This is a genomic window from Geodermatophilus sabuli, assembly GCF_010686765.1.
Taxonomy (GTDB): domain Bacteria; phylum Actinomycetota; class Actinomycetes; order Mycobacteriales; family Geodermatophilaceae; genus Geodermatophilus; species Geodermatophilus sabuli_A.
Window position 1 is genome coordinate 1 of record NZ_JAAGWF010000025.1, and the last position, 19,128, is coordinate 19,128.

A 19,128-nucleotide genomic window follows, 5' to 3' on the forward strand; every position below is an offset into this window, starting at 1 on the left:
GTCATCCGGCCGGTCATCGACGCCATCCCGCCCGTGCTCGACGCCCTCCCACCGGTGACCGCGCCGGTCATCGACGTCATCCAGCCGGTGGTCGACGCGCTGCCACCGGTGATCGAGCCGGTCACGGTGGTGGTCCCGCCGGTCACCGTGGTCGAGCCGGTGGTCGAGGTCATCGAGCCCGCGATCGACGTGGTCGCGCCGGTCCTCGGAGTCGTGGAGCCCGGTGCCGGCGCCCTCGAGCCGGTCACCGAGGCCGTCGAGCCGACGGTGGAGGCCCTCGAGCCCGTCGCCGAGGCGACCGGGGCGGTGGTCGAGGCCGCCGTGCCGGAGGCCGCCGTCGTGCAGTCCGACCAGCCGGTCACCGCGGCCATCACGCCGGCCACGGTGGTCGCCGGCCCGGTCGCCGGCCCGGTCGCCGGAGCCCACCCCGGGATCTCCGTGGCGCCGGTGGGGCTGGCCGCTGCGCAGCCGCCCCTGACTGCCGGCACCCAGGCCACCGACGTGCAGTCCGCGCCTGCACAGCTGCCGCCGGCGCCGTCCGTGCCGACCGGCGTGCCGGCCGCCCCGGCGGCGCCCGCAGGTCCGACGGCCCCGTCCGGTTCCGTCTTCGGCAGCTCCACACCGCTGTCGCTGCTCGCCTCGTTCCCGCCCCTGTCGCTGGACCAGGCATCGGTGGATCGGGTCTCGACCACCGCGGTCGCGACCCTCGAGGACGGCTCGGACGCCGAGCCCTCCTTCTCGCCCGACTGACGGGTTCCTCCGCGGCTCCACCCGCTCCCTGACGCCCATCGGCTCGGGACCGGCGGGAACCGCTCCTCATGTCCGACGGATGGGTCGCTGACGCGCCCGGACCGGGACACGGGGAACCCGCGATGGAGCGGACCGGCTGAGGCCGGTCGGGTGGCCACGACCAGTCAGGACCGGCGGGCCGAGGCCACCGGGCGGGAGGTAACGGGGGAGGGAGTACCGGGCGCGCGGGGCACGATCTGCCCCCACCCGGGACTTCCGGCCTCCCGCCCATCACCAGACGGAGGGGACGGCGCACCGCGACACGCGCCGTCCCCTCCGCTCTGCGCGGCTCAGGCCGGCGGGCCCCCGAGCAGCAGCTGACGCAGCATCTGCATGGCCAGCGTGACCGAGCGCTGCCGGACCGCCGACCGCGAGCCGGGGAGCACCACCGAGCGTGCCTGCCGCCCCTCGGGACCGACCGCACACAGGTGCACCGTGCCGACCGGCTTGGACGGCGACCCGCCGCCCGGACCGGCGACACCGGTGATGCCGACCCCGACGTCGGCACCGAACCGCGCACGGGCGCCCTCGGCCAGTGCCGCGGCCACCTGGGTGCTGACCGCGCCGTGTTCGGCGAGCATCCCCGCCGGGACGCCCACCAGGGCCTCCTTGGCGGAGTTGGCGTACGAGGCGATCCCGCCGAGCACCCACGCCGACGACCCGGCCCGCTCGGTCAGCCGCGCCACCAGCAGCCCGCTCGTGCACGACTCCCCGGTGGCCACCGTCAGCCCCCGCTCGGCGAGGGCACCGGCCACGAGGTCGTCCACGGTGGGCCCGGTCGAGAACAGCTGCTCCCCGTGCTCCTCCCGCAGGACGCCGACCAGTCGGTCGTAGGCCGGCTGCCCGTCGGGCCCGTAGCGGGTGACGATCTCCAGCTCGCCGTCACGGAGACACGTGGTGATCTCCAGCCCCGTCAGCTCGGCGTCGTGGTCGCGCAGGGTGGCGGCGAGCTGCGACTCCAGCGTCCCCCACAACCGAACCGTCTCCTGGCGCAGCTCGCTCCGTCCGGCCAGGGCCGCCCGGACCGCCGGGTCGGCCAGCGCGGCGGGCCACATCCCCTGCAGCTCCGGCGGCGGCCCCGGCAGCACCACGACCACCGGTCCGTCGCGCCCGTCCACCGGGGGGACGACGAGGCCGGGGGCCGTCCCGACCGGGGGCAGCACCGTGGCACCGGCGGGCACCATGGCCTGCTTGCGGGTGCCCGCGGCGGTGGCCTCGGGGTCGGCGCGCCAGCCGCGGCGGGTCATGAGCCGCTCGACGATCGCGCCGATCTGCCGCTCCAGCTCCGGGTCCACGGCCGACGGCCGGCCCTGCACGTCCCCGACGACCTCGGCCGTGAGGTCGTCGGCGGTGGGACCGAGACCGCCGGTCGTGATCACCAGGTCCATGCCGAGGGAGCCGAGGAAGCCGAGCGCCGCGCGCAGGTCCTCGGGCCGGTCGCCGACGACGAGCACGGTGCCCACGTCGACGCCGCCCACCCGGAGCTGCTCGGCCAGCCAGGGCCCGTTGCGGTCGGTCACCCGGCCGGTGAGCACCTCGGTGCCGGTGACGACGATCCCTGCGCGCGCGACCACCCCGGCGACCCTAGTGACCCGCCGGGCGACGTCCCCGGGCCGGGGCCGCGCCGCCGTTACGGTGCCCGGGGAGCGAGTGCCGCCCCGGACGGCGAGGAGGAACCGTGAGCCAGACGACCACCACCCCCCAGCCCGTCCAGAGCCAGGACGCCGAGACCCCGGCCACCCAGGACATCGCCGTCGCCGCCGGGTCCACCGCGACCGCCCAGCTGCCACGGGTGGAGCTGACCGCGTCGGCACAGACCCCCGCGGCCGCCCCCGACGAGGTCCAGCCCACCGGGCCGGTCGACTTCGTGCCCGGCCTGCCCGAAGCCGGCACCCCGCCGAGCGCCGCCGCAGCGGCGGAGCCGCACGCACCCCAGGCGGCCAAGACCCCCCGGCCCCCGCGTGCGCCCCGCTCGCCGCAGGACCGCGCCGCGCTCATCGGGACCGGGCTCACCGTGCTGAGCCTCGTACTGCTGGAGCTCGGGCTCACCCTCGGCTTCGGCACCGACCCCCTCTGGTCGGCGGTGCCGCTGTGGTCGGCGTTCGCGACCGTGGCGACCCTGCTCGGGCTGCTGCCGTCGGCCGCCCGCCTCCTGCCCGGCGCCCGGTTGCGGGCCGACGGCGCCTGGAAGGTGGCCGCCGGCGGGCTGACCGGCCTGGCGGTCTTCTGGGTGCTGGTCGTGCTGCCCCGGGTCGACAGCGACCGTGGCTTCGTGCTCACCGCTGCGCTGGCGGCCCTGGGCGCCGCGCTCTGGGTCGCTTCCGCCCGCCGGGGCTGACGCCTCCGGGGACGGGCCGGGTCAGCCCTGCCCGTTCCCGTTCCCGCCGTTCCCGTTCCCGCCGTCCCCGCTCCCGCCGTTCCCGTTCCCGCCGTTCCCGTTCCCGCCGTTGTTCCCGTTGGCGTTGCCGTTCCCGTCCGGGGGGCTGACTGACGTCGAGGTCGCGGTGGAGGAAGCCGTCGCAGGAGCGGAGGACGCCGGCGGCGCGGTCGTCGTCGGTGCCGGCCCGGCGGAGGTGCCGGCCGCGGGCCGGGACGGGACCGTCGTCGTCGCCCCGCTCGCCGGCAGCTCCGAGGGCGTCGTCGGCTCCGGAACGGGTGTCGTCGGCTCCGCCGAGGGCACGTCCTGCGCCTGGGTGCTCGGGACGACGGGTGCGGGCTCGCCCTCGCCCGCGGCGCCGGTCACCGGCGCGGACGTGCGGCCGGTCGTCGTCCCCGGCGCCGGTGCCGGCGGTGCCACGGCGTAGACGACGAGCACCTCCTCGCCGGCCCGCAGGGCGCTGCCCTCCGGCTCGACGCCGGTCACCATGCCCGGGACGGCGTCCTCGGTGACCTGCTCCTGCCGCTGCACGAGCAGCCCGAGCGCGGAGAGGGCGAGGGCGACCTCGTCGACCGGGCGGCCGATGAAGTCCGCGGCGTCGAGCACGACCGCCGTGTCGTCGGTCTGTGCGGCGACCACCGGCTGCCTGCCGCCGTCGTCGCCGGCGACCGCCACGAACACCGCGGCGGCCGTTCCCGCACCCAGCAGCAGCGCCAGCGCCGGCACCAGCAGTGCGGCGCCCCGCCGCCGGCGGACCGGTGGAGTGCTGCTCCCGGCCACCGGAGGGCGCTCGGGGGCGGGGTGCTCGCCCGTCGCGGCGACCGCGGGGACGGCGGCCAGGGCGCGCGTCGGCGGGGGCTCGGGCTGCGGCCGGCCGGCGCGGACGTCGCCGATCGCGGCGACGAACGCCGCCCCGTCGGGCATCCGCGCCGCCGGGTCCTTGCACAGCGCCCGCCGGATCAACGTCCGGATCTCGCCGGGCAGGTCGTCGGGCAGCGGCTCGGGCTCCTCGCGGACCTGCTTGAGCGCGATCGTGACGGCGTTGTCGCCGTCGAAGGCGGGGTGGCCGGTCAGGCACTCGTAGCCGACCAGGCCGAGGGCGTAGACGTCGCTGGCCGGGGTGGCCAGGTGGCCCTCCGCCTGCTCGGGCGAGAGGTACTGCGGGGTGCCGATGACCTGGCCGGTGCGGGTGAGCGGCACGCTGCCCGCCGACCAGGCGATGCCGAAGTCGGTGATCTTCACGCTGCCGTCGCCGCGGACCAGGATGTTCCCCGGCTTGACGTCGCGGTGCACCAGGCCGACGCGGTGCGCCTCGGCCAGCGCGGACGCCGTCTGCTCGAGCACCGACAGGGCGACGGTCGAGTCCAGCCGCCCCTCGCGCTGCAGCACGGCCGACAGCGGCTCGCCCTCGACCAGCTCCATCACCAGGTAGGCCAGTGTCTCGCCGCTGCCGTCGGTGGCCTCGGTCTCGCCGTAGTCGTAGACGCCGGCGATGTGCGGGTGGCTCAGCGCGGCGGCGTGCTGCGCCTCGGCGCGGAAGCGGGCCCGGAAGGTGGGGTCCCCGGTGTACTCGCTGCGCAGCACCTTGACCGCGACCGGGCGCCCGAGCAGCCCGTCGGTGCCGCGCCACACCTGGCCCATCCCACCGGAGGCGATCAGCTGGGCGAGCTGGTACCGCTGCCCCAGCTCACGCCGACCCGGCTCCACCACGGTGGCTCACTCCCCGCCCTGCTCCCGGCCGTCGCTCCTCGGCCTGGGGACGCCGGTGCCCCCGGGTCTGGATGTCCCGCGGCCCCGGCAACTACACATGCCAGGCCCGACGACCGCATCCCGGGCGTGTCGCTGTCCGGGCGGGCGACGGGTCCGTGGCGACCGCCGGGACCGTGCACCGCCATCCTCCCAGGTCGGAGGACCTCCGGACGGGGCCGTTCGTCACAGCTCGGTCACTGCTGGACGGCCGGCCGGCTCGGGACGGTTGCGCCGACGTTGCAGCCGACCGCCGGCCGACGCCCCCGACGCTTGCCAGCCGCAACGGTCGACTGTGACGGTGGTCACCCGGCGGACCGATCGGGCCCGCCCGCACCACTCGACGACGAGAGGACGGTCAGCCATGGCCAACGCCGCTGAGAAGGCCGAGGAGCAGGCGCCGGTGGAGCCCCGCGCTGTCCCGGACATGACCGAGGTCCTGGCCGACGCCCCCACCAACTGGGGCAAGTGGGGGCCCGACGACGAGGTGGGCTCGCTGAACTACCTGACCGCCGAGGAGGTCATGCGCGGCGTGCAGCACATCAGGCAGGGCCGGGTCTTCACCCTGCAGCGACTGATCGGCGACCCGAAGGGCGATCCGGTGTGGCCCGGGCGCACGCCTGCCGAGCGCACCCAGATCCTGGACGAGTCCAGCTGGGACTCCCCCGACGCACCGCAGTTCCCCGGCGGCCTGCACTACGCCGACGACAAGATCAACGCCTTCCTGCAGGGCTCCACGCAGTACGACGCGCTCGGCCACGTCTGGTACGGCGGGCAGATCTGGAACGGCTACGACGCCCGCACCACGGTCGGTGGCATGGGCCGCGCCAGCGTCGAGCCCATCGCCCAGCGCGGCGTCGTCGGCCGCGGGATCCTGCTCGACATGGCCCGCTTCCGCGGGAAGCCGACCCTCGACAAGGGCGAGACGTTCAGCCACGAGGACCTCGTGGCGTGCGCCGAGGCCCAGGGCACCCACATCGAGGAGCGCGACATCGTGGTCATCCGCACCAACTTCCTGCAGCTGTTCCACGACCAGGGCGACGCCTTCTACGACGGGTTCAACGAACCCGGCCTGGTCTACAGCCCCGAGCTGGTGCGCTGGTTCCAGGACATGGAGATCCCGAACCTGGTCACCGACACCATCGCCAACGAGGTCACCTACGACCCGAACAACGGCACCGCGCTGCCGTTGCACTGCGCCCTGATGCGCAACCTCGGCGTCGCCCTCACCGAGATCTGCGACCTGGAGCAGCTGGCCGAGAGCTGCGCCGCGGACGGCCAGTACACGTTCCTCTACGCCGCCGCGCCGCTGAAGGTGCACCGCGCCACCGGGTCGCCGGTCAACCCGCTGGCGATCAAGTAGCCATGACCACGTACACCGACCGGCCGTGGCTGGCCCTCTACGAGGTGGGCCAGCCGGCCGACTACGAGATCGAGTACGCCAGCGCGCTCGACATGTTCCGCGCCGGGGTCGCGCAGGACCCGGCCGGCGCCGCCCTGCACTACTTCGACGGCACCATCTACCGGCAGGAGCTGGACGAGCTCAGCGACGCCCTCGCCGCCGGGCTCCTCGCCAACGGGTTCTCCGCCGGCGACCGCCTGGCGGTGTACCTGCAGAACGTGCCCCAGTTCGTCATCGCCATGGTGGCGACCTGGAAGGCCGGCGGCGTCATGGTCTCGATCAACCCGATGAGCCGGAGACGGGAGCTGGCGTACCTGCTGGAGGACTCGGGCGCGACGGTGCTCGTCTCGCTCGAGGCCCTCTACGACGAGGTCGCGCGCGACGTCGTGCCCGACAGCGACGTGCGACTCGTCCTCACCACCAGCGAGCTGGAGTTCCAGACCCGCGACGACGACCGGCTCTTCGCCGGGATGAGCCGTCAGCGGCACGAGGGCACCCGTGACCTCCGGGAGTTCGTCGAGGAGCACCGGGGGCAGGCGCCGCCGCCGGTGCAGCTGGCGCCCGAGGACGTCGCGTTCCTCACCTACACCTCGGGGACCACCGGCGTGCCCAAGGGTGCGATGAACACCCACCGGAACGTGGTCTTCACCGCGCAGGTCTACCGGGACTGGGCCCGGGCGGGGCGGGACGGCGCCATCTTCGGGATCGCCCCGCTGTTCCACATCACCGGGCTGATCGGGCACATCGCGGTGAGCATGCTCGTCCCGGCGCCGCTGGTCCTGGCCTACCGGTTCGAGCCGCAGGTGGTCCTCGACGCCCTCCTCGAGCACCGGCCGGCGTTCACCATCGGTGCCATCACCGCGCTGAACGCCCTGCTCAACGCGCCCGGGTTCACCAGGGGCCACTTCTCCTCGTTCACCTCCGTCTACTCCGGGGGCGCGGCGATCTCGCCGACGGCCGAGAAGGCGTTCCTCGCGGCCACGGGGACCCCGCTGCACAACGCCTACGGCCTGACCGAGACCACGTCGCCGATGACGGTCACCCCGTTCGGCTCCTCCTCGCCGGTGGACCCCACATCGGGGGCGCTGTCGGTGGGGGTGCCCGCGCCGAACACCGTCGTCCGCATCCAGGACGACGACGGGGCGGACCTGCCCCTGGGCGAGGTGGGGGAGATCGTCGCCCACGGGCCCCAGGTCGTCGCCGGCTACTGGGGCAAACCGGAGGAGACGGCGGCCAACCTGCCCGGCGGGGCGCTCAAGAGCGGCGACGTCGGCTTCATGAGCCCTGACGGCTGGGTGTTCATCGTCGACCGCAAGAAGGACATGATCAACGCCTCGGGCTACAAGGTCTGGCCACGCGAGGTCGAGGACGTGCTGGCCGAGCACCCGGCCGTGCGCGAGTCCGCGGTCGTCGGCGTCCCGGACGAGAGGCGCGGGGAGACCGTCAAGGCGTTCGTCAGCCTCCGGGCCGGTGCCGAGGTGACGGTCGAGGAGCTGATCGCGCACTGCAGGGAACGCATGGCCGCGTACAAGTACCCGCGACAGGTCGAGGTCATCGACGAGCTGCCCAAGACGGTCACCGGCAAGATCCTCCGGCGGGAGCTGCGGGACCGGCCGTCCGGCGGGTGACCCCGGCCGCGGCGGGACCGGCGGTCTCCTACGCTTCCGACCTGCGGAGCGACGGGGATCGCCGATCCCGCCGGGGTGCTCATGGAGGACGAGAGACGAGGTGGGACGACGGTGCCCGAGACCGTGACCCGCGAGGACGCCGGCGGGGTCGCCACGATCACCATGCTGCGCGCGGGGCTCACCCACCAGTCCCGCCGCGAGCTGCTCGACGTCGTCCGGGAGGTGGCCTCGGACGGCGCGGTGCGGGCGGTCGTGCTCACCGGCACCGGGCGTGCCTTCTGCGTGGGCCAGGACCTCGCCCAGCACGTCGAGGCGCTGCGGGGGGACGCCGCGACGTCGCTGTCGGTCGTCGAGGACGAGTACAACCCGCTGGTCCTGGCGCTGGCCGCGCTCCGGATCCCGGTCGTGGTGGCGGTCAACGGCGCCTGCGCCGGGGCCGGCATGGGCCTCGCGCTCGCCGGTGACCTGCGGATCGCCGCCGCCGGGGCCAAGTTCACCACCGCCTTCGCCGGCATCGGCCTGTCCAGCGACTCCGCGCTGGCCTCCCGGCTCGTGCACTGCGTCGGCGGCTCCCGCGCGGCGGAGATCCTGCTGCTGCCCGACGCCTTCCCCGCCGAGACCGCCGCCATGTGGGGCCTCGTCCACCGGGTGGTCGAGCCCGAGCAGGTCCTGCCCGAGGCCCAGGCGCTCGCCGCCCGCCTCGCGGCCGGCCCGACGGCCGCCTACCGGGCGCTCAAGACGGTGCTGGCCACCGCGGCCACCGACGCGCTCGAGGACACCCTGGCGCTGGAGGCTCGCCTGCAGACCGAACTGGGCCGGACGGCCGACCACCGGGAGGCCGTCGAGGCGTTCCTGGAGAAGCGCCCGCCCCGCTTCACCGGTCACTGAGGGCGACCCCGACAGTGCTGCCCGTACCGACACCCGCGGTGTCCGGCCGCTTCCGGACGGTCGTCCCGCCGCCCGCTGCCGGCGGCGGCCCGGGCGATGACAGGCTCCGGCCACGTCGTCTGATGGGGGTCACGTGACGGAGTTCGCTGGATCACGAGCAGTGCGGGGCAGGGCCGACGCCCGGGCGCCGTCGCCGGCCGAGGTGCCGGAGGGGCACCGCCCGCTGCCACGGCGCACCGTCATGACCGGCAACGTCGCCGCGCAGCTCCCGCCGCCGCGCCCGGCGGTGACCAGTGACATCGCGCTCCCGATCGGCCGGACGCCCAGGGTCGCGCCGGCCTCGGTGCGGGCGGCGGCCGGGCTCTGGTGGACCGGGTGCGCCGCGGTGGTCGTGGGCATCGTCGCCGCGTTCCTCGACCGCGCCGCCCTCGAGGCCCGGCTGTCCGCGACGGCCACCGCGGACGACCCGACCGCCTCGGCCGAGCTGGTCGCCGACGGCGTGCGCGCGACGATGGCCGTCGTCGCCGGCAGCGTGACGGTCCTCGTGCTGGTGTCGACGGTGTTCCTGCTGCTGGTCGTGCGGGGGCGCTCGTGGGCGCGCTGGGCCCTGCTGGTCGCCGTCCTGCCCACGGTGCTGGCGCTGGACATCGCGCAGAGCGTGGTGGCGGGTGGGTCAGACGTCGACCGCTGGGCGCTGGTCGCCGGCGCCGGCGCGTTCGTCGTCGCCCTGCTCCCGTTGCTCGCCCGCTCCGCCCGGCACTTCGCGCGCGGCGGCGCCCGCCGCTGAGCGGCCCGGCCAGCCGTCCAGGCCGGCGAGCAGCAGCGCGCAGGAGCGGACGACGACCTCCGCGGCGTCCGCGGTCGCGCGGTCGGCCAGCGGGTCCTCCGCGACGTCCCGCCAGCGGTCCAGCGCGGCCCGTGCCGCCGTCCGGAGCGCGGCGTCCGGCGTGCCCTCCGGCAGTCCCAGCCGGGCGGCCGGACCGGTGCCCTCGGCGCCCAGCAGCTGCTCCCCCTCGGTCCGCAGGGCAGGGGGGAGGGGACCCCGCGGCGCCCGCGAGCGGGCCAGCAGCTCCAGCTCGGCGCTGTCGGAGGCGGCCAGCCGCAGCTGCTCGAGGCCGGCCAGCAGCTCGTCGGCGCCGGCGACGGGGTGGTCGCGGAGCACCACCCCGAGCTGCTGCAGCGCCGTCGCCGCCTTGAGCTGGTCGCCCCGCGCGGTGAAGTGCACGTGCAGCAGCCGCTGGAGCTCGGTGAGCCCGCTGCGCCGCAGCAGCTCGTCGGCCAGTGCGGAGGCGTCCGTGATCCCGGCGCGGATCAGCGTGAGTGACAGCCGGATCCCGAAGAGACCCAGCCGGTCCAGCAGGGACACCCGTACGTCCGGCGACAGCGGGACCGGCGCCTCGGACCGGCAGAACCGGTCGGCGGTCAGCAGCATGCCGGCGACCTGCCCGGCGTCGGCCGTGGCGAGGGTCCGCAGCGCGACGAAGTCCCCGTGCCGCAGGGTGCGCCCGGCCAGTGCGAGCAGCCCGGCGACCGGCACCACCGCCGAGCTCACCGCCTGCACGTCCGGGTCCTCCGACATCCGCCGGGCCACCGCTCCCGCGGCGAGCAGGGCGTCCAGCCGGCCCGACCCCACCTCGTCGGCGCGGGAGAGCACGGTGATCGTCGTCGTGTGCGCCCCGGGTGCACCCGTGCCGGCCTGGAAGGCCGACAGCACGGCGACGTCCTCCGGCTGCGGCTGGCGGGTGAGGAAGACGACGGCATCGGCGCCGGACGGGCCCTCGTCGGCCGCCAGGAAGGTGCGGGTGCGGGCGCTGGTGCCGGCCGAGAGCGAGGCGATCCCCGGGGTGTCGACCACCGTGGCGGGCAGCAGGTCGGTCGCCGGCCACTCCACGACCAGGTGCGCGACCTCGTCGGGCGGCACACCCCCGAGCTCCAGTGCCAGGCCCCCGTCGGCACGGCGCACCGGCAGGGTCCGCAGCCCGCCGTCGACGCCGTGCAGCTCCACGCGTGGGGTGGGGCCGTGCCGGTAGAGGGTGACCACGCGCGTGCACTCGCCGGCGTCCGTGGGGGCGATCCGGGCGCCGACGAGGGCGTTGAGCAGCGTGGACTTGCCCGACTTCACCCGCCCGACGAGGGCCAGCCGCAGCGGGCCGTCCAGCCGCTCCCGCTGGGCGCGCAGGCGGGCGACGACGGCGGGATCGTCGCCGTAGAGCTCCAGGGCGCGGTCCAGCAGCGCCCGGACGTCGTCGGTGGCTGTGGTCGCGAGCCCGTCGCCGGCCGGCACCGTCACCGGGCGCCGATCGCGACCCGGTCCAGCGCCCGGACGTCGGCGGCGAGCCGGTCCAGCTGCTCGAGCCGCGTGCGCAGGGCACGGATCCGGGCGTCGCGTTCGGCGGTGGCCTCCTTCGTCGACCGCTGGGCGGCGGTCACGGCGTCGGCCAGCGTCCGGGACATCTCCTCGGCGGTGTCGGTGATCAGGTCGCGCAGCGTCCGCTGCACGGTGCGCAGCCGGTCCTTGAGGTGCTTGCCCACCTGGAAGACGACCTCGTCGAGGTGCCGGCGGACGACGGTCTTGGCCTCCGACTGACGCCGCTGCCGCCGCTGGGACTTGTCGTCGTTGTAGGCCTTGCGACCCAGCAGCACGCCGGCGGCCAGCGACACCGGGTTGATGATCGCCATGCCGGCCAGGCTGGTGACCAGCCCGGTCATGAGCACGCCGGTGTACGAGCCGCGCAGCCCGATCAGCGTCCGCTCCCGCAGAGTCATGGCGCCGTCGTCGATGAGCGGGAGGTCGACCAGCCCCTCCAGCGCGTCTCCCGCGGCCCCCACCGACAGCGCCGGGACGGCGGCGCCGCCGTCCCGGGCGAACTGCTCGATCACCCGCTCGGCCAGCCACTCCGAGCGCTGCTCGGCCCAGACGTAGCTGTCGGCGACCGCGGCGGCGATCCGGCGGTCGAGCCACTCGGCGATCTCCGGCCAGGCCGGGCCGGGGTCCTGCGCGTCGATGGCCTCCTCGGCCTCCCGGGTGACCACCCGCGAGCGGTCGCGCAGGTCGAACTCGATGTCGCCCATCAGGTCGGTGACCCCGTCGCCGAGCACCTGCTGCCACCGCGAGGAGCGCCGGCGCAGGTCGTCGGCGGCGGCCTTGGCCTCCTCCAGCCCGCGCAGCAGCTCGTCACGGCCCGCCGGGTCCTCGAGGATGGCCAGCTCCGACCGGAGGGCCAGCGCGAGGTGCTCGGTGACCGCCGAGAGGTCGTGCACCAGCGAGCGCCGGGCCAGCGTCTCCGCCCGCTCGACCACCTCCTGGCGCAGGTGCGAGACCAGCGCGGCGATCCCGGACTCGTCGTGCAGCTCGCGGTCCCGGTGCTGCACCGCCAGCTGCGCCAGGGCGGCCGACACCGGCAGCAGGGGAGCGGCGAGGCCGCGGGCGGCCAGGTGCGCGCGGTCGAGGTCGGCGACCGTGCGCCACTGCGGGCAGGCGTCGGTCTTGGTGAGCACGCAGACGACCGTCGGGCACAGCGCGGCCGCCTGCTCCAGGAAGGCCATCTCGGGTGCGGTGAACTCCTGGCTGGCGTCGGACACCAGGACGACGGCGTCGGCGCTGGGCAGCAGGTCCACCGTGCGCAGTGCCCGGGCCATCCCCACCCCGCCGACCCCGGCGGTGTCCACCAGCTCCAGCCCGCCGTCGAGCAGTCGCCGGGGCAGCTCGACCTCGGCCTGCACCAGCCGCTCGGTGCCGGCGCCGGTGACCCGGGCGGCGACCTGCTCGATGGGGACGGGGACCCGCTCGGTGGGCAGCTCGTCGACGTCGGCCCCGGCGGCCGGGTCGCCCGTCCCGGTGGCCACGACCAGGGTGGCCCGCGGTGTCTCCCCGGCCCGGACGACGGTGGGGACGACGGTGGCGACGTCGTCGGCCACCGGGCAGACCGGCGCACCGACCAGGGCGTTGACCAGCGAGCTCTTGCCCTGCTTGGGCTCGCCGACGACGAGCACCCGGACACCGGGGCTGGCGGTGCGCGCCTTCACCTGCCGGAGCCGGCGGTGCAGGTCCGGCCGTTCGCACGCCTGCGCCAGGGCGATCGCGCGGTCGATCAGCTGTGCCGCTGTGGCCACGGGCACCTCCTCGAGACCCGGCCATTCCACCACCGGGCTGCTGCTGGACAGAGTGCTGCCCGGTCCAGGCGCGCCCCGTGGGACGCCCGGACCGGGCAGCTGTCACCCGGTGGCGGCGGGTCGGGCCGCCGCCACCGGGGGGAGTGGGTCAGTCGACCTCGACGGAACCGGTGTTGGCGGCTCCACCCAGGGCGAACGCGTTGTCGTCGTTGTTGTTGAAGTCGTCGTCCGAGGAGATGGACGTGTAGTCGTCGTTGTCCTCGATGGTGGTGTTCGTCTCCGAGTAGTCGTTCCCGGAGCCGTTGCCGACGTCGTCCAGGTCGAGACCGTCGTCGTCGGAGTTGTCCTGGAACGAGTCGTTGATGGAGGCGTCGACCTCCGAGTAGTCGTTGCCGACGTTGTCCTGCGACAGGTCGTTGCCGTTGAACGAGTCGTCGACGCCGTCGTCGTCGGACAGGTCGTTGCCGTTGAAGCTGCCGTTGACGCTGTTGTCGGTCGAGGACAGGTCGTTGCCGTTGAGGCTGCCGTTGACGCTGTTGTCCGTCGACAGGTCGTTGCCGTTGTACGAGTCGTTCACGACGGTCACGTCGTCCACGACCACCGCGGTGTTGTCGCCGACCTGGCCGCCGCGGTCGGCGATGACGTCGTTGTCCTGGTTGTGGCTGCCGATGTCGTTGCCGTTGAGGCTGTCGACGGCCTGGTTGCCGCCCAGGTTGATCGGGCTGTCCTCGATGTCGACCTCGACGTTCGTGTTGCCGGAGTCGTTGACCGAATTGTCGCTGTTGTCGACGCCGCTGTGCGACACGTCGTCGCCGGCGACGATGCCGCCCTCGTTGTCGATCTGGGTCACGTCGCCCCGGACGTCGCCGAAGATCGCCTGTGCGTCCCCGCTCACCCAGATGCTGTGCGAGGCGTCGATCGAGACGTGGGTCTCGGTGTTCGTGTACTGGATGTTCTGCAGGTGCGTGATGACGACCGTCTCCGACCCGGCCGGGGCGGGAGTGGCCGGCGAGACGCCGCCGTGCCCGTGCCCGTGGTCGTGGTCGTGGTCGTGGTCGTCGTGGTCGTGGTCGTGGTCGTGGTCGCGGGAGGCCGGCGAGACGCCGGAGTCCCTGTCCTCGTCGTGCTCGTCGCGGGCGGCCGGCCGGTAGCCGTGCGAGCCCTTGTCGTCGTCCCCGCACGAGTCGTCCCGGCCACCCCAGCCGCCCACCGTCGCGTGGTCGGTGACGATCGGCTTCAGCGCCTCGACGTCGCTGGGCGAGGAGTCGCCGAGACCAGCCGCGTCGAGGGCGCCCTGGGGGTCGTTCTCGTAGGCCGCCGCCTTCGCCGGGTCGCGGAACAGGTCGAGGATGAAGTCGAGCAGCGTGCTGGCCAGAGTCGACATGACTGGGTGCTCCTGGGTTCTCGAGCCGGCTCCCGTCGGCCGGCTGTCGACCGCAGTCCAGCCGTGGGCGTCCTCTCCCGGCATCGGGTGGACGCCCCCTCCTCCGGTGACGGCATTGGGGGATGACGGCGACGCACCGTTAGGGGCACGGGGGGTGTCGCCCCCCACTCACGGTGCGTACCGGTCCGACACAGGGGGCGGAGGGGACAGACGGGGTTGCCGCGATCTACGGTCGGGTGAACCGGCAGGTCCGAGGCAGGACACCGGGATGGGGGCAGACCAGGGGGCGGGCACCTGTGCGCAACGGCGAGTACGGGGTGGGGATCGACATCGGCGGCGGGGACCTCTCCGCGGCGGTGTGCAGGAACGACGGGGGCGGTGCGTCGGTTGCCGAGGTCCTCCCCCTGGGGGAGCACGCGGCATCGATCCCCACCCGGCTGACCGTCGGGCTCGACGGTCGGGTGGCACCGGCTGCGGCGGACGACGCGGGCTCGGTCACCCGCGTCATGGAGCGGATCGGCGTCCCGGCACCGCTCTACGCCGGGGACCGTCCGGTCGCGGCGGCCGACGTCGCCGCGGGCGCGGTGCAGTGGGTCCGGGAGCTGGCGGCCGAACGCGAGGGCGGCCCCGACGCGTGGACCGTGGTGACCGTGCCCCCGTCCTGGGCCGGGCACCGCCGGGCGGAGCTCGCCCGTGCGCTGGCGGCCGCCGGCGTGCCGCGGTTCTCCCTGGTCTCCTCCGCGGTCGCCGCCACCCACCACCACGTCACCACCGGCGACCTGCCGGCCGAGCCCACCGTCGCCGTCTACGACCTCGGCGCGACGACGCTGGACACCGCCGTGGTCGGCCCGACGGCCGACGAGGCGCTGGCCCACCTGGCCCACCCGCCTGCGCCGCAGCGCTGGGGCGGACGCGACGTCGACGACGCCGTCCTCGCCCACGTGCGCCGCTGCTCGGGTACGCCGGAGGGCGACCGGACCAGCCGGAGCCGCGCGCGGACCGTGCGGGCGGCCTGCGTCGCGGCCAAGGAGGCACTGTCGGCCAGCACCGTCGTCGACGTCGACGTGGACGGCGCGGAGGGCCCGGTCCGCCTCACCCGGGAGGAGCTGGACGAGGTCCTCACCGCGCCCATCCTGACCTCGGTGGAGGTGCTGGCGGGAGCGATCGCCGGGAGCGGCCTCGATCTCGGGGAGCTCGACGGCATCGTGCTCGCCGGTGGCGGGGTGCGGGTACCGCTGGTGGCGGAGACGCTGTCCGGCGAGCTCGGCCGGCCACTGCTGGTCGCTGCTGATCCCGCGCTGACCGCCGCTCTCGGCGCGGCGGCCCTCGCCGCCGAGGCCCTGACGGTCGAGGCCATGCGGCTCGAGCAGCCCGTGCCTGCCGTCCCGGGACCAGGGGAGCCGGTCCCCGCGGACGGCGTACCCGCCACGGCGGCGCTCGCGGTGGACGGCCCGCCGGAGGTCGCCCCACCCCAGCGGCTGTTGCGCCGGCGCGTGCGCACCGCCCCGCCGGCCCGGACGCCGGCCGGCCGGCCGACCGACCGGACTGCCCGCCTGCGTCGCGGTGCCGTGGTCACCGGCGCCCTCCTGGGCCTGGTGGTGCTGCCCCCGACGCTGGCCGACGTCCTCGGTGGGGACGTGACCGCGACCTCCTCGGGCCAGGGCGCGACCGACACCCCGCGCGACGGCGTCATCGCGTCGGGCAGCGCCGCGATCGGCTCCGAGCCGAGCCCGACCACGGTCGGCCCGCAGCCCGCGCAGCGCCGCGGCGCGGGATCGGGAGGGGGGCAGGTGGCCGCGGTCGCCCCGGGCGGCTCACCGGTCACCAGCCTGGCCGCGGCGATCACGACCGCCGCGCGGACCAGTTCGGCGGCCAGGACACCGGGCTCGGACGTGGCCGGCACCCCGGCTCCCCGCAGCACCCCGCCGCCCGCGACGGCGCCGGGCACCACCGCCCCCTCGTCCTCCGGTGGCACGTCGTCCCCCGACCGGCCGCCGGCCCAGACCCCGCCACCGGTGTCCCCGTCGGCCGACCCGCCGCCCGTGGAGACGCCACCGGCCGACCCGCCGCCCGTGGAGACGCCACCGGCCGACCCGCCGCCCGTGGAGACGCCACCGAGCGACCCGCCGCCCGTGGAGACGCCGCCGAGCGACCCGCCGCCGGTCGAGACGCCACCGGCCGACCCGCCGCCCGCGGAGACGCCACCCGCGGACCCCGCGCCCACCTCGGAGGAGGCCGCCCCTCCGGTGGCGGAGCTGTGACCGCGGGCGTCCGGACGGGTCTCCCCGCGGGGACGGGCGAGCTCGTCCGCGAGCTCACCGCCGGCCGGTCCCGGACCGCCGTGACGGTCCTCGGCCCCGGCGGCACCGGGAAGACCACGCTGCTCCGTGAGCTGGCCGACGCCGCGGGGCGGGCCGGCCTCGCCGTCCGGGACCCGGCGGCCGCCGACCCCGCGACCCCGGACCCGGCGGCCGACGCGCTGCTCGTCGTCGACGACGCGCACCTGCTCAGCGAGGACAGCGCCGCCCGGATCCGCGACCTCCTGTCCCGTCCCGGGGTGCGGCTGCTGCTGGCCGCCCGCCCGTGGCCGCGGCCCGCACCGCTCACCGGCCTGCTGACCGAGCTGGGCCCCGACCGGCGGTCGGCCGTGCTGACCCACGCCGACCGCGCGCTGGTGCGGGGCTGGGCGGGCGAGCTGATGGGCGACTCCGCGACCCCCGACGTCGTCGACGCCGTGCTCGCCCAGACCGGGGGGCTGCCCTCCCTCGTCCACCCGCTGCTGCGCTCCCTGGCGCGTCGGGGGAGCCGGCCGGGCGCCCGGCTGGTCGTGCCGGCGGAGGTGACCGGCCGGGTGGAGGCCGATCTCGCCGCCGCCGACGAGCCGGTGCGTGCCCTGCTGCACGCCGTGGCCGCCGGCGCGCCGCTGGAGGACGACGTCCTCGCCGAGCTGCTCGGCGTGGCGGAGGCGGGCGTGGCCGAACTGGTCACCGCGAGCCGGGCCACCGGCCTCCTGCTGGGCAGCGGCTCGGTCGTGCCGCTGGTGGCACACGTGCTGCTCACCACCACACCGCCCGACGTCACGCGGCGGGTCCGCCGGCAGCTGCTGGCCGTGCTCGTCGAACGAGGCGAGGAGCCGGTGGAGCTGGCCCGCCGGCTGGCGGCCGAGCACGTGCGCGACCCCCGGGCGGCCCGGCTCCTCGAGCGGCACGGCGAGGCGGCGCTGACCGCCGACCCCGCGCTGGCCGGAGAGCTGTTCGGTGCGGCTGCGAGGACCGGGGCGCCGGTGGCGGGCCTGGCCGCGCGGCGCGCGCAGGCCGCAGCGCTGGCCGGTGACCTGGACGGCGCGCTGCAGTGGGCCGACGCCGCGCTGACCGACCCCGCGGCGCCCGACCGGGCGCGCGCGGCGGGCGTGGCGGCAGCGGTGCTGGCCCAGCGCGGCCTCCTGGGGCAGGCCGCGCAGCTGTGCCGGCTGGCCGGGCCGGAGCGGGCCGGGTCCGAGGCGCTGGCCCTGCTGGCGACGGGGGCGCCGGAGGAGGCCGCCGCCGTCCTGGACGGTGCCCGCACCGCCGGGGTGCTGCCGAGCGTGCTGTCGGTGAGCGAGGAGCTGACCGCGCAGGGGCTGGCGCAGTCGCTGCGGACCGGCGAGAACGCGGCCGACGACATCGCGGCGGCGCTGTCGACGCTCACCCGGGCCGCCGCCGTCCTGGAACCGGTGGGCCGGACCGCGCTGCTGGTGGACAGCCCGGCGTCGCTGGCCGCCCTCGTCGCGCTGCACTCGGGTGAACTGGGGGTGGCCGAGTCGGTGCTCCAGCGCGCGGTGCAGGCCGATCTGGGCGGAGCGCCCTGCCGCCCGCGGTACCGGCTGCTGCTGGCCTGGATCGCGATGCTCGCCGGGCGGATGTCGCTCGCCCGCGAGCACATGGCCGCGGCCCAGGAGGGCGCGGGCCGGCTCGAGCCGCGGGACGAGGTCTTCCTGCAGGCCCTGGAGGTCGGGCTCGCCCGGCGCAGCAGCGACGTGCCGGCACTGGTGCGGGCGTGGGTGCGGGCCCGGGAGGCGGTGGTCCGGTACCCGGTGGACCTGTTCACGCTGCTGCCGCTGGGGGAGCTGGTGATCGCCGCGGCCCGGCTCCAGGACGGCGACCGGCTGCGCCCGCACCTGGCGGAGGCGCAGGCGTTGCTCGCGCGGCTGGGGGACCCCCAGCTGTGGGCGACGTCGCTGCACTGGAGCGGCGCGCAGGCGGCCATCATCACCGACGACCCGGCCGGGCTGCGGCCGCACGCGGCCGCCCTGGTGGCCGCCTCGCGGACCAGCCCCTACGCCGCCACGCTGGCCCGGGCCGGGCGGTCGTGGACGCGGGTGCTGGGTGGCGACATCGACGCCACCGCGGTGGTCACCGCGGCCGAGGAGCTCACCGCGGTCGGGCTGGGCTGGGACGGGTCGCGGCTGGCCGGGCAGGCGGCGGCGCGCGTCACGGACCCGCGGGCCCGCTCCCTGCTGCTCGGGTGCGCGCGCTCGCTGGCTGACAGCGCCGGGCGCGACGCCGCACCAGCGGCACCGACGGCCCCCGCGGCGGAGGACGCGCCGGTGGCGGCGACCGGTGCGCTCAGCGACCGGGAACGCGAGGTCGCCCGGCTCGTGGTGGAGGGGCAGACCTACCGGGAGATCGGTGGCCGGCTCTTCATCTCGGCCAAGACCGTGGAGCACCACGTGTCACGCATGCGACAGCGGCTGGGTGCGAGCACGAGGTCGGACCTGCTGGCCCGGCTGCGCGCGGAGCTCGCCGAGGGCGCCTGAGGGCGC

The 19,128-nt window shown here is 76.0% G+C and carries 12 protein-coding genes and 1 pseudogene; 8 read left to right on the plus strand and 5 right to left on the minus strand.

Translation table 11 applies throughout. The features are described 5' to 3' along the window. Window positions 1–750 (plus strand): annotated as a pseudogene (locus GCU56_RS19855) (hypothetical protein); the annotation flags it as partial. Window positions 751–1,079: 329 nt separating this feature from the next. On the opposite strand, the gene GCU56_RS19860 reads toward GCU56_RS19855, so the two are convergent. After that, window positions 1,080–2,363, minus strand: coding sequence for a competence/damage-inducible protein A (locus GCU56_RS19860; protein ID WP_163483540.1), 1,284 nt, complete (start codon window positions 2,361–2,363; stop codon window positions 1,080–1,082). Window positions 2,364–2,467: 104 nt separating this feature from the next. On the opposite strand from GCU56_RS19860, the gene GCU56_RS25365 reads away from it, so the two are divergent. Then, complete coding sequence (locus tag GCU56_RS25365; protein WP_163483542.1) at window positions 2,468–3,127, plus strand: hypothetical protein; 660 nt, start codon at window positions 2,468–2,470, stop codon at window positions 3,125–3,127. A gap of 21 nt (window positions 3,128–3,148) precedes the next feature. Here the strand turns inward: GCU56_RS25365 and GCU56_RS19870 are convergent, their stop codons facing one another. Beyond that, entirely contained in the window at window positions 3,149–4,876 is a 1,728-nt protein-coding gene (locus GCU56_RS19870; protein ID WP_163483543.1) for a protein kinase domain-containing protein, read from the minus strand. A 400-nt stretch (window positions 4,877–5,276) separates the two neighbouring features. On the opposite strand from GCU56_RS19870, the gene GCU56_RS19875 reads away from it, so the two are divergent. The 4 genes from GCU56_RS19875 to GCU56_RS19890 all read left to right on the plus strand — a co-directional run bounded on the left by GCU56_RS19875 (window position 5,277) and on the right by GCU56_RS19890 (window position 9,617). Further along, complete coding sequence (locus tag GCU56_RS19875) at window positions 5,277–6,275, plus strand: cyclase family protein (RefSeq protein ID WP_163483545.1); 999 nt, start codon at window positions 5,277–5,279, stop codon at window positions 6,273–6,275. A gap of 2 nt (window positions 6,276–6,277) precedes the next feature. Beyond that, the gene (locus GCU56_RS19880; RefSeq protein ID WP_163483547.1) at window positions 6,278–7,942 is read left to right on the plus strand and encodes an AMP-binding protein; all 1,665 of its coding nucleotides are present in this window, start codon (window positions 6,278–6,280) and stop codon (window positions 7,940–7,942) included. 111 nt (window positions 7,943–8,053) lie between these two features. Next, complete coding sequence (locus GCU56_RS19885; RefSeq protein WP_163483549.1) at window positions 8,054–8,830, plus strand: enoyl-CoA hydratase-related protein; 777 nt, start codon at window positions 8,054–8,056, stop codon at window positions 8,828–8,830. A gap of 160 nt (window positions 8,831–8,990) precedes the next feature. Next, on the plus strand, window positions 8,991–9,617 hold the full coding sequence (locus GCU56_RS19890; RefSeq protein ID WP_163483550.1) for a hypothetical protein: 627 nt from the start codon (window positions 8,991–8,993) through the stop codon (window positions 9,615–9,617). Here GCU56_RS19890 and GCU56_RS19895 read toward each other — a convergent pair. From GCU56_RS19895 to GCU56_RS24850, 3 genes are all read right to left on the minus strand, one after another. Then, on the minus strand, window positions 9,504–11,120 hold the full coding sequence (locus GCU56_RS19895) for a dynamin family protein (protein WP_345771961.1): 1,617 nt from the start codon (window positions 11,118–11,120) through the stop codon (window positions 9,504–9,506). The two genes, GCU56_RS19890 and GCU56_RS19895, sit on opposite strands and share 114 nt — an antisense overlap. Beyond that, a complete protein-coding gene (locus GCU56_RS19900) occupies window positions 11,117–12,943 on the minus strand; it encodes a dynamin family protein (protein ID WP_163483553.1) in 1,827 nt (608 codons plus the stop codon). The genes GCU56_RS19895 and GCU56_RS19900 overlap by 4 nt, the downstream gene beginning before the upstream one ends. 148 nt (window positions 12,944–13,091) lie before the next feature. Continuing rightward, window positions 13,092–14,327, minus strand: coding sequence for an IniB N-terminal domain-containing protein (locus GCU56_RS24850; RefSeq protein WP_163483555.1), 1,236 nt, complete (start codon window positions 14,325–14,327; stop codon window positions 13,092–13,094). A 296-nt stretch (window positions 14,328–14,623) separates the two neighbouring features. Here GCU56_RS24850 and GCU56_RS19910 point away from each other — a divergent pair, with 296 nt between their 5' ends. After that, window positions 14,624–16,588, plus strand: coding sequence for an Hsp70 family protein (locus GCU56_RS19910; protein WP_163483557.1), 1,965 nt, complete (start codon window positions 14,624–14,626; stop codon window positions 16,586–16,588). Continuing rightward, window positions 16,585–19,122, plus strand: coding sequence for a LuxR C-terminal-related transcriptional regulator (locus GCU56_RS25370; protein ID WP_163483559.1), 2,538 nt, complete (start codon window positions 16,585–16,587; stop codon window positions 19,120–19,122). Before GCU56_RS19910 ends, GCU56_RS25370 begins: the two co-directional genes overlap by 4 nt. Window positions 19,123–19,128: the final 6 nt, after the last annotated feature.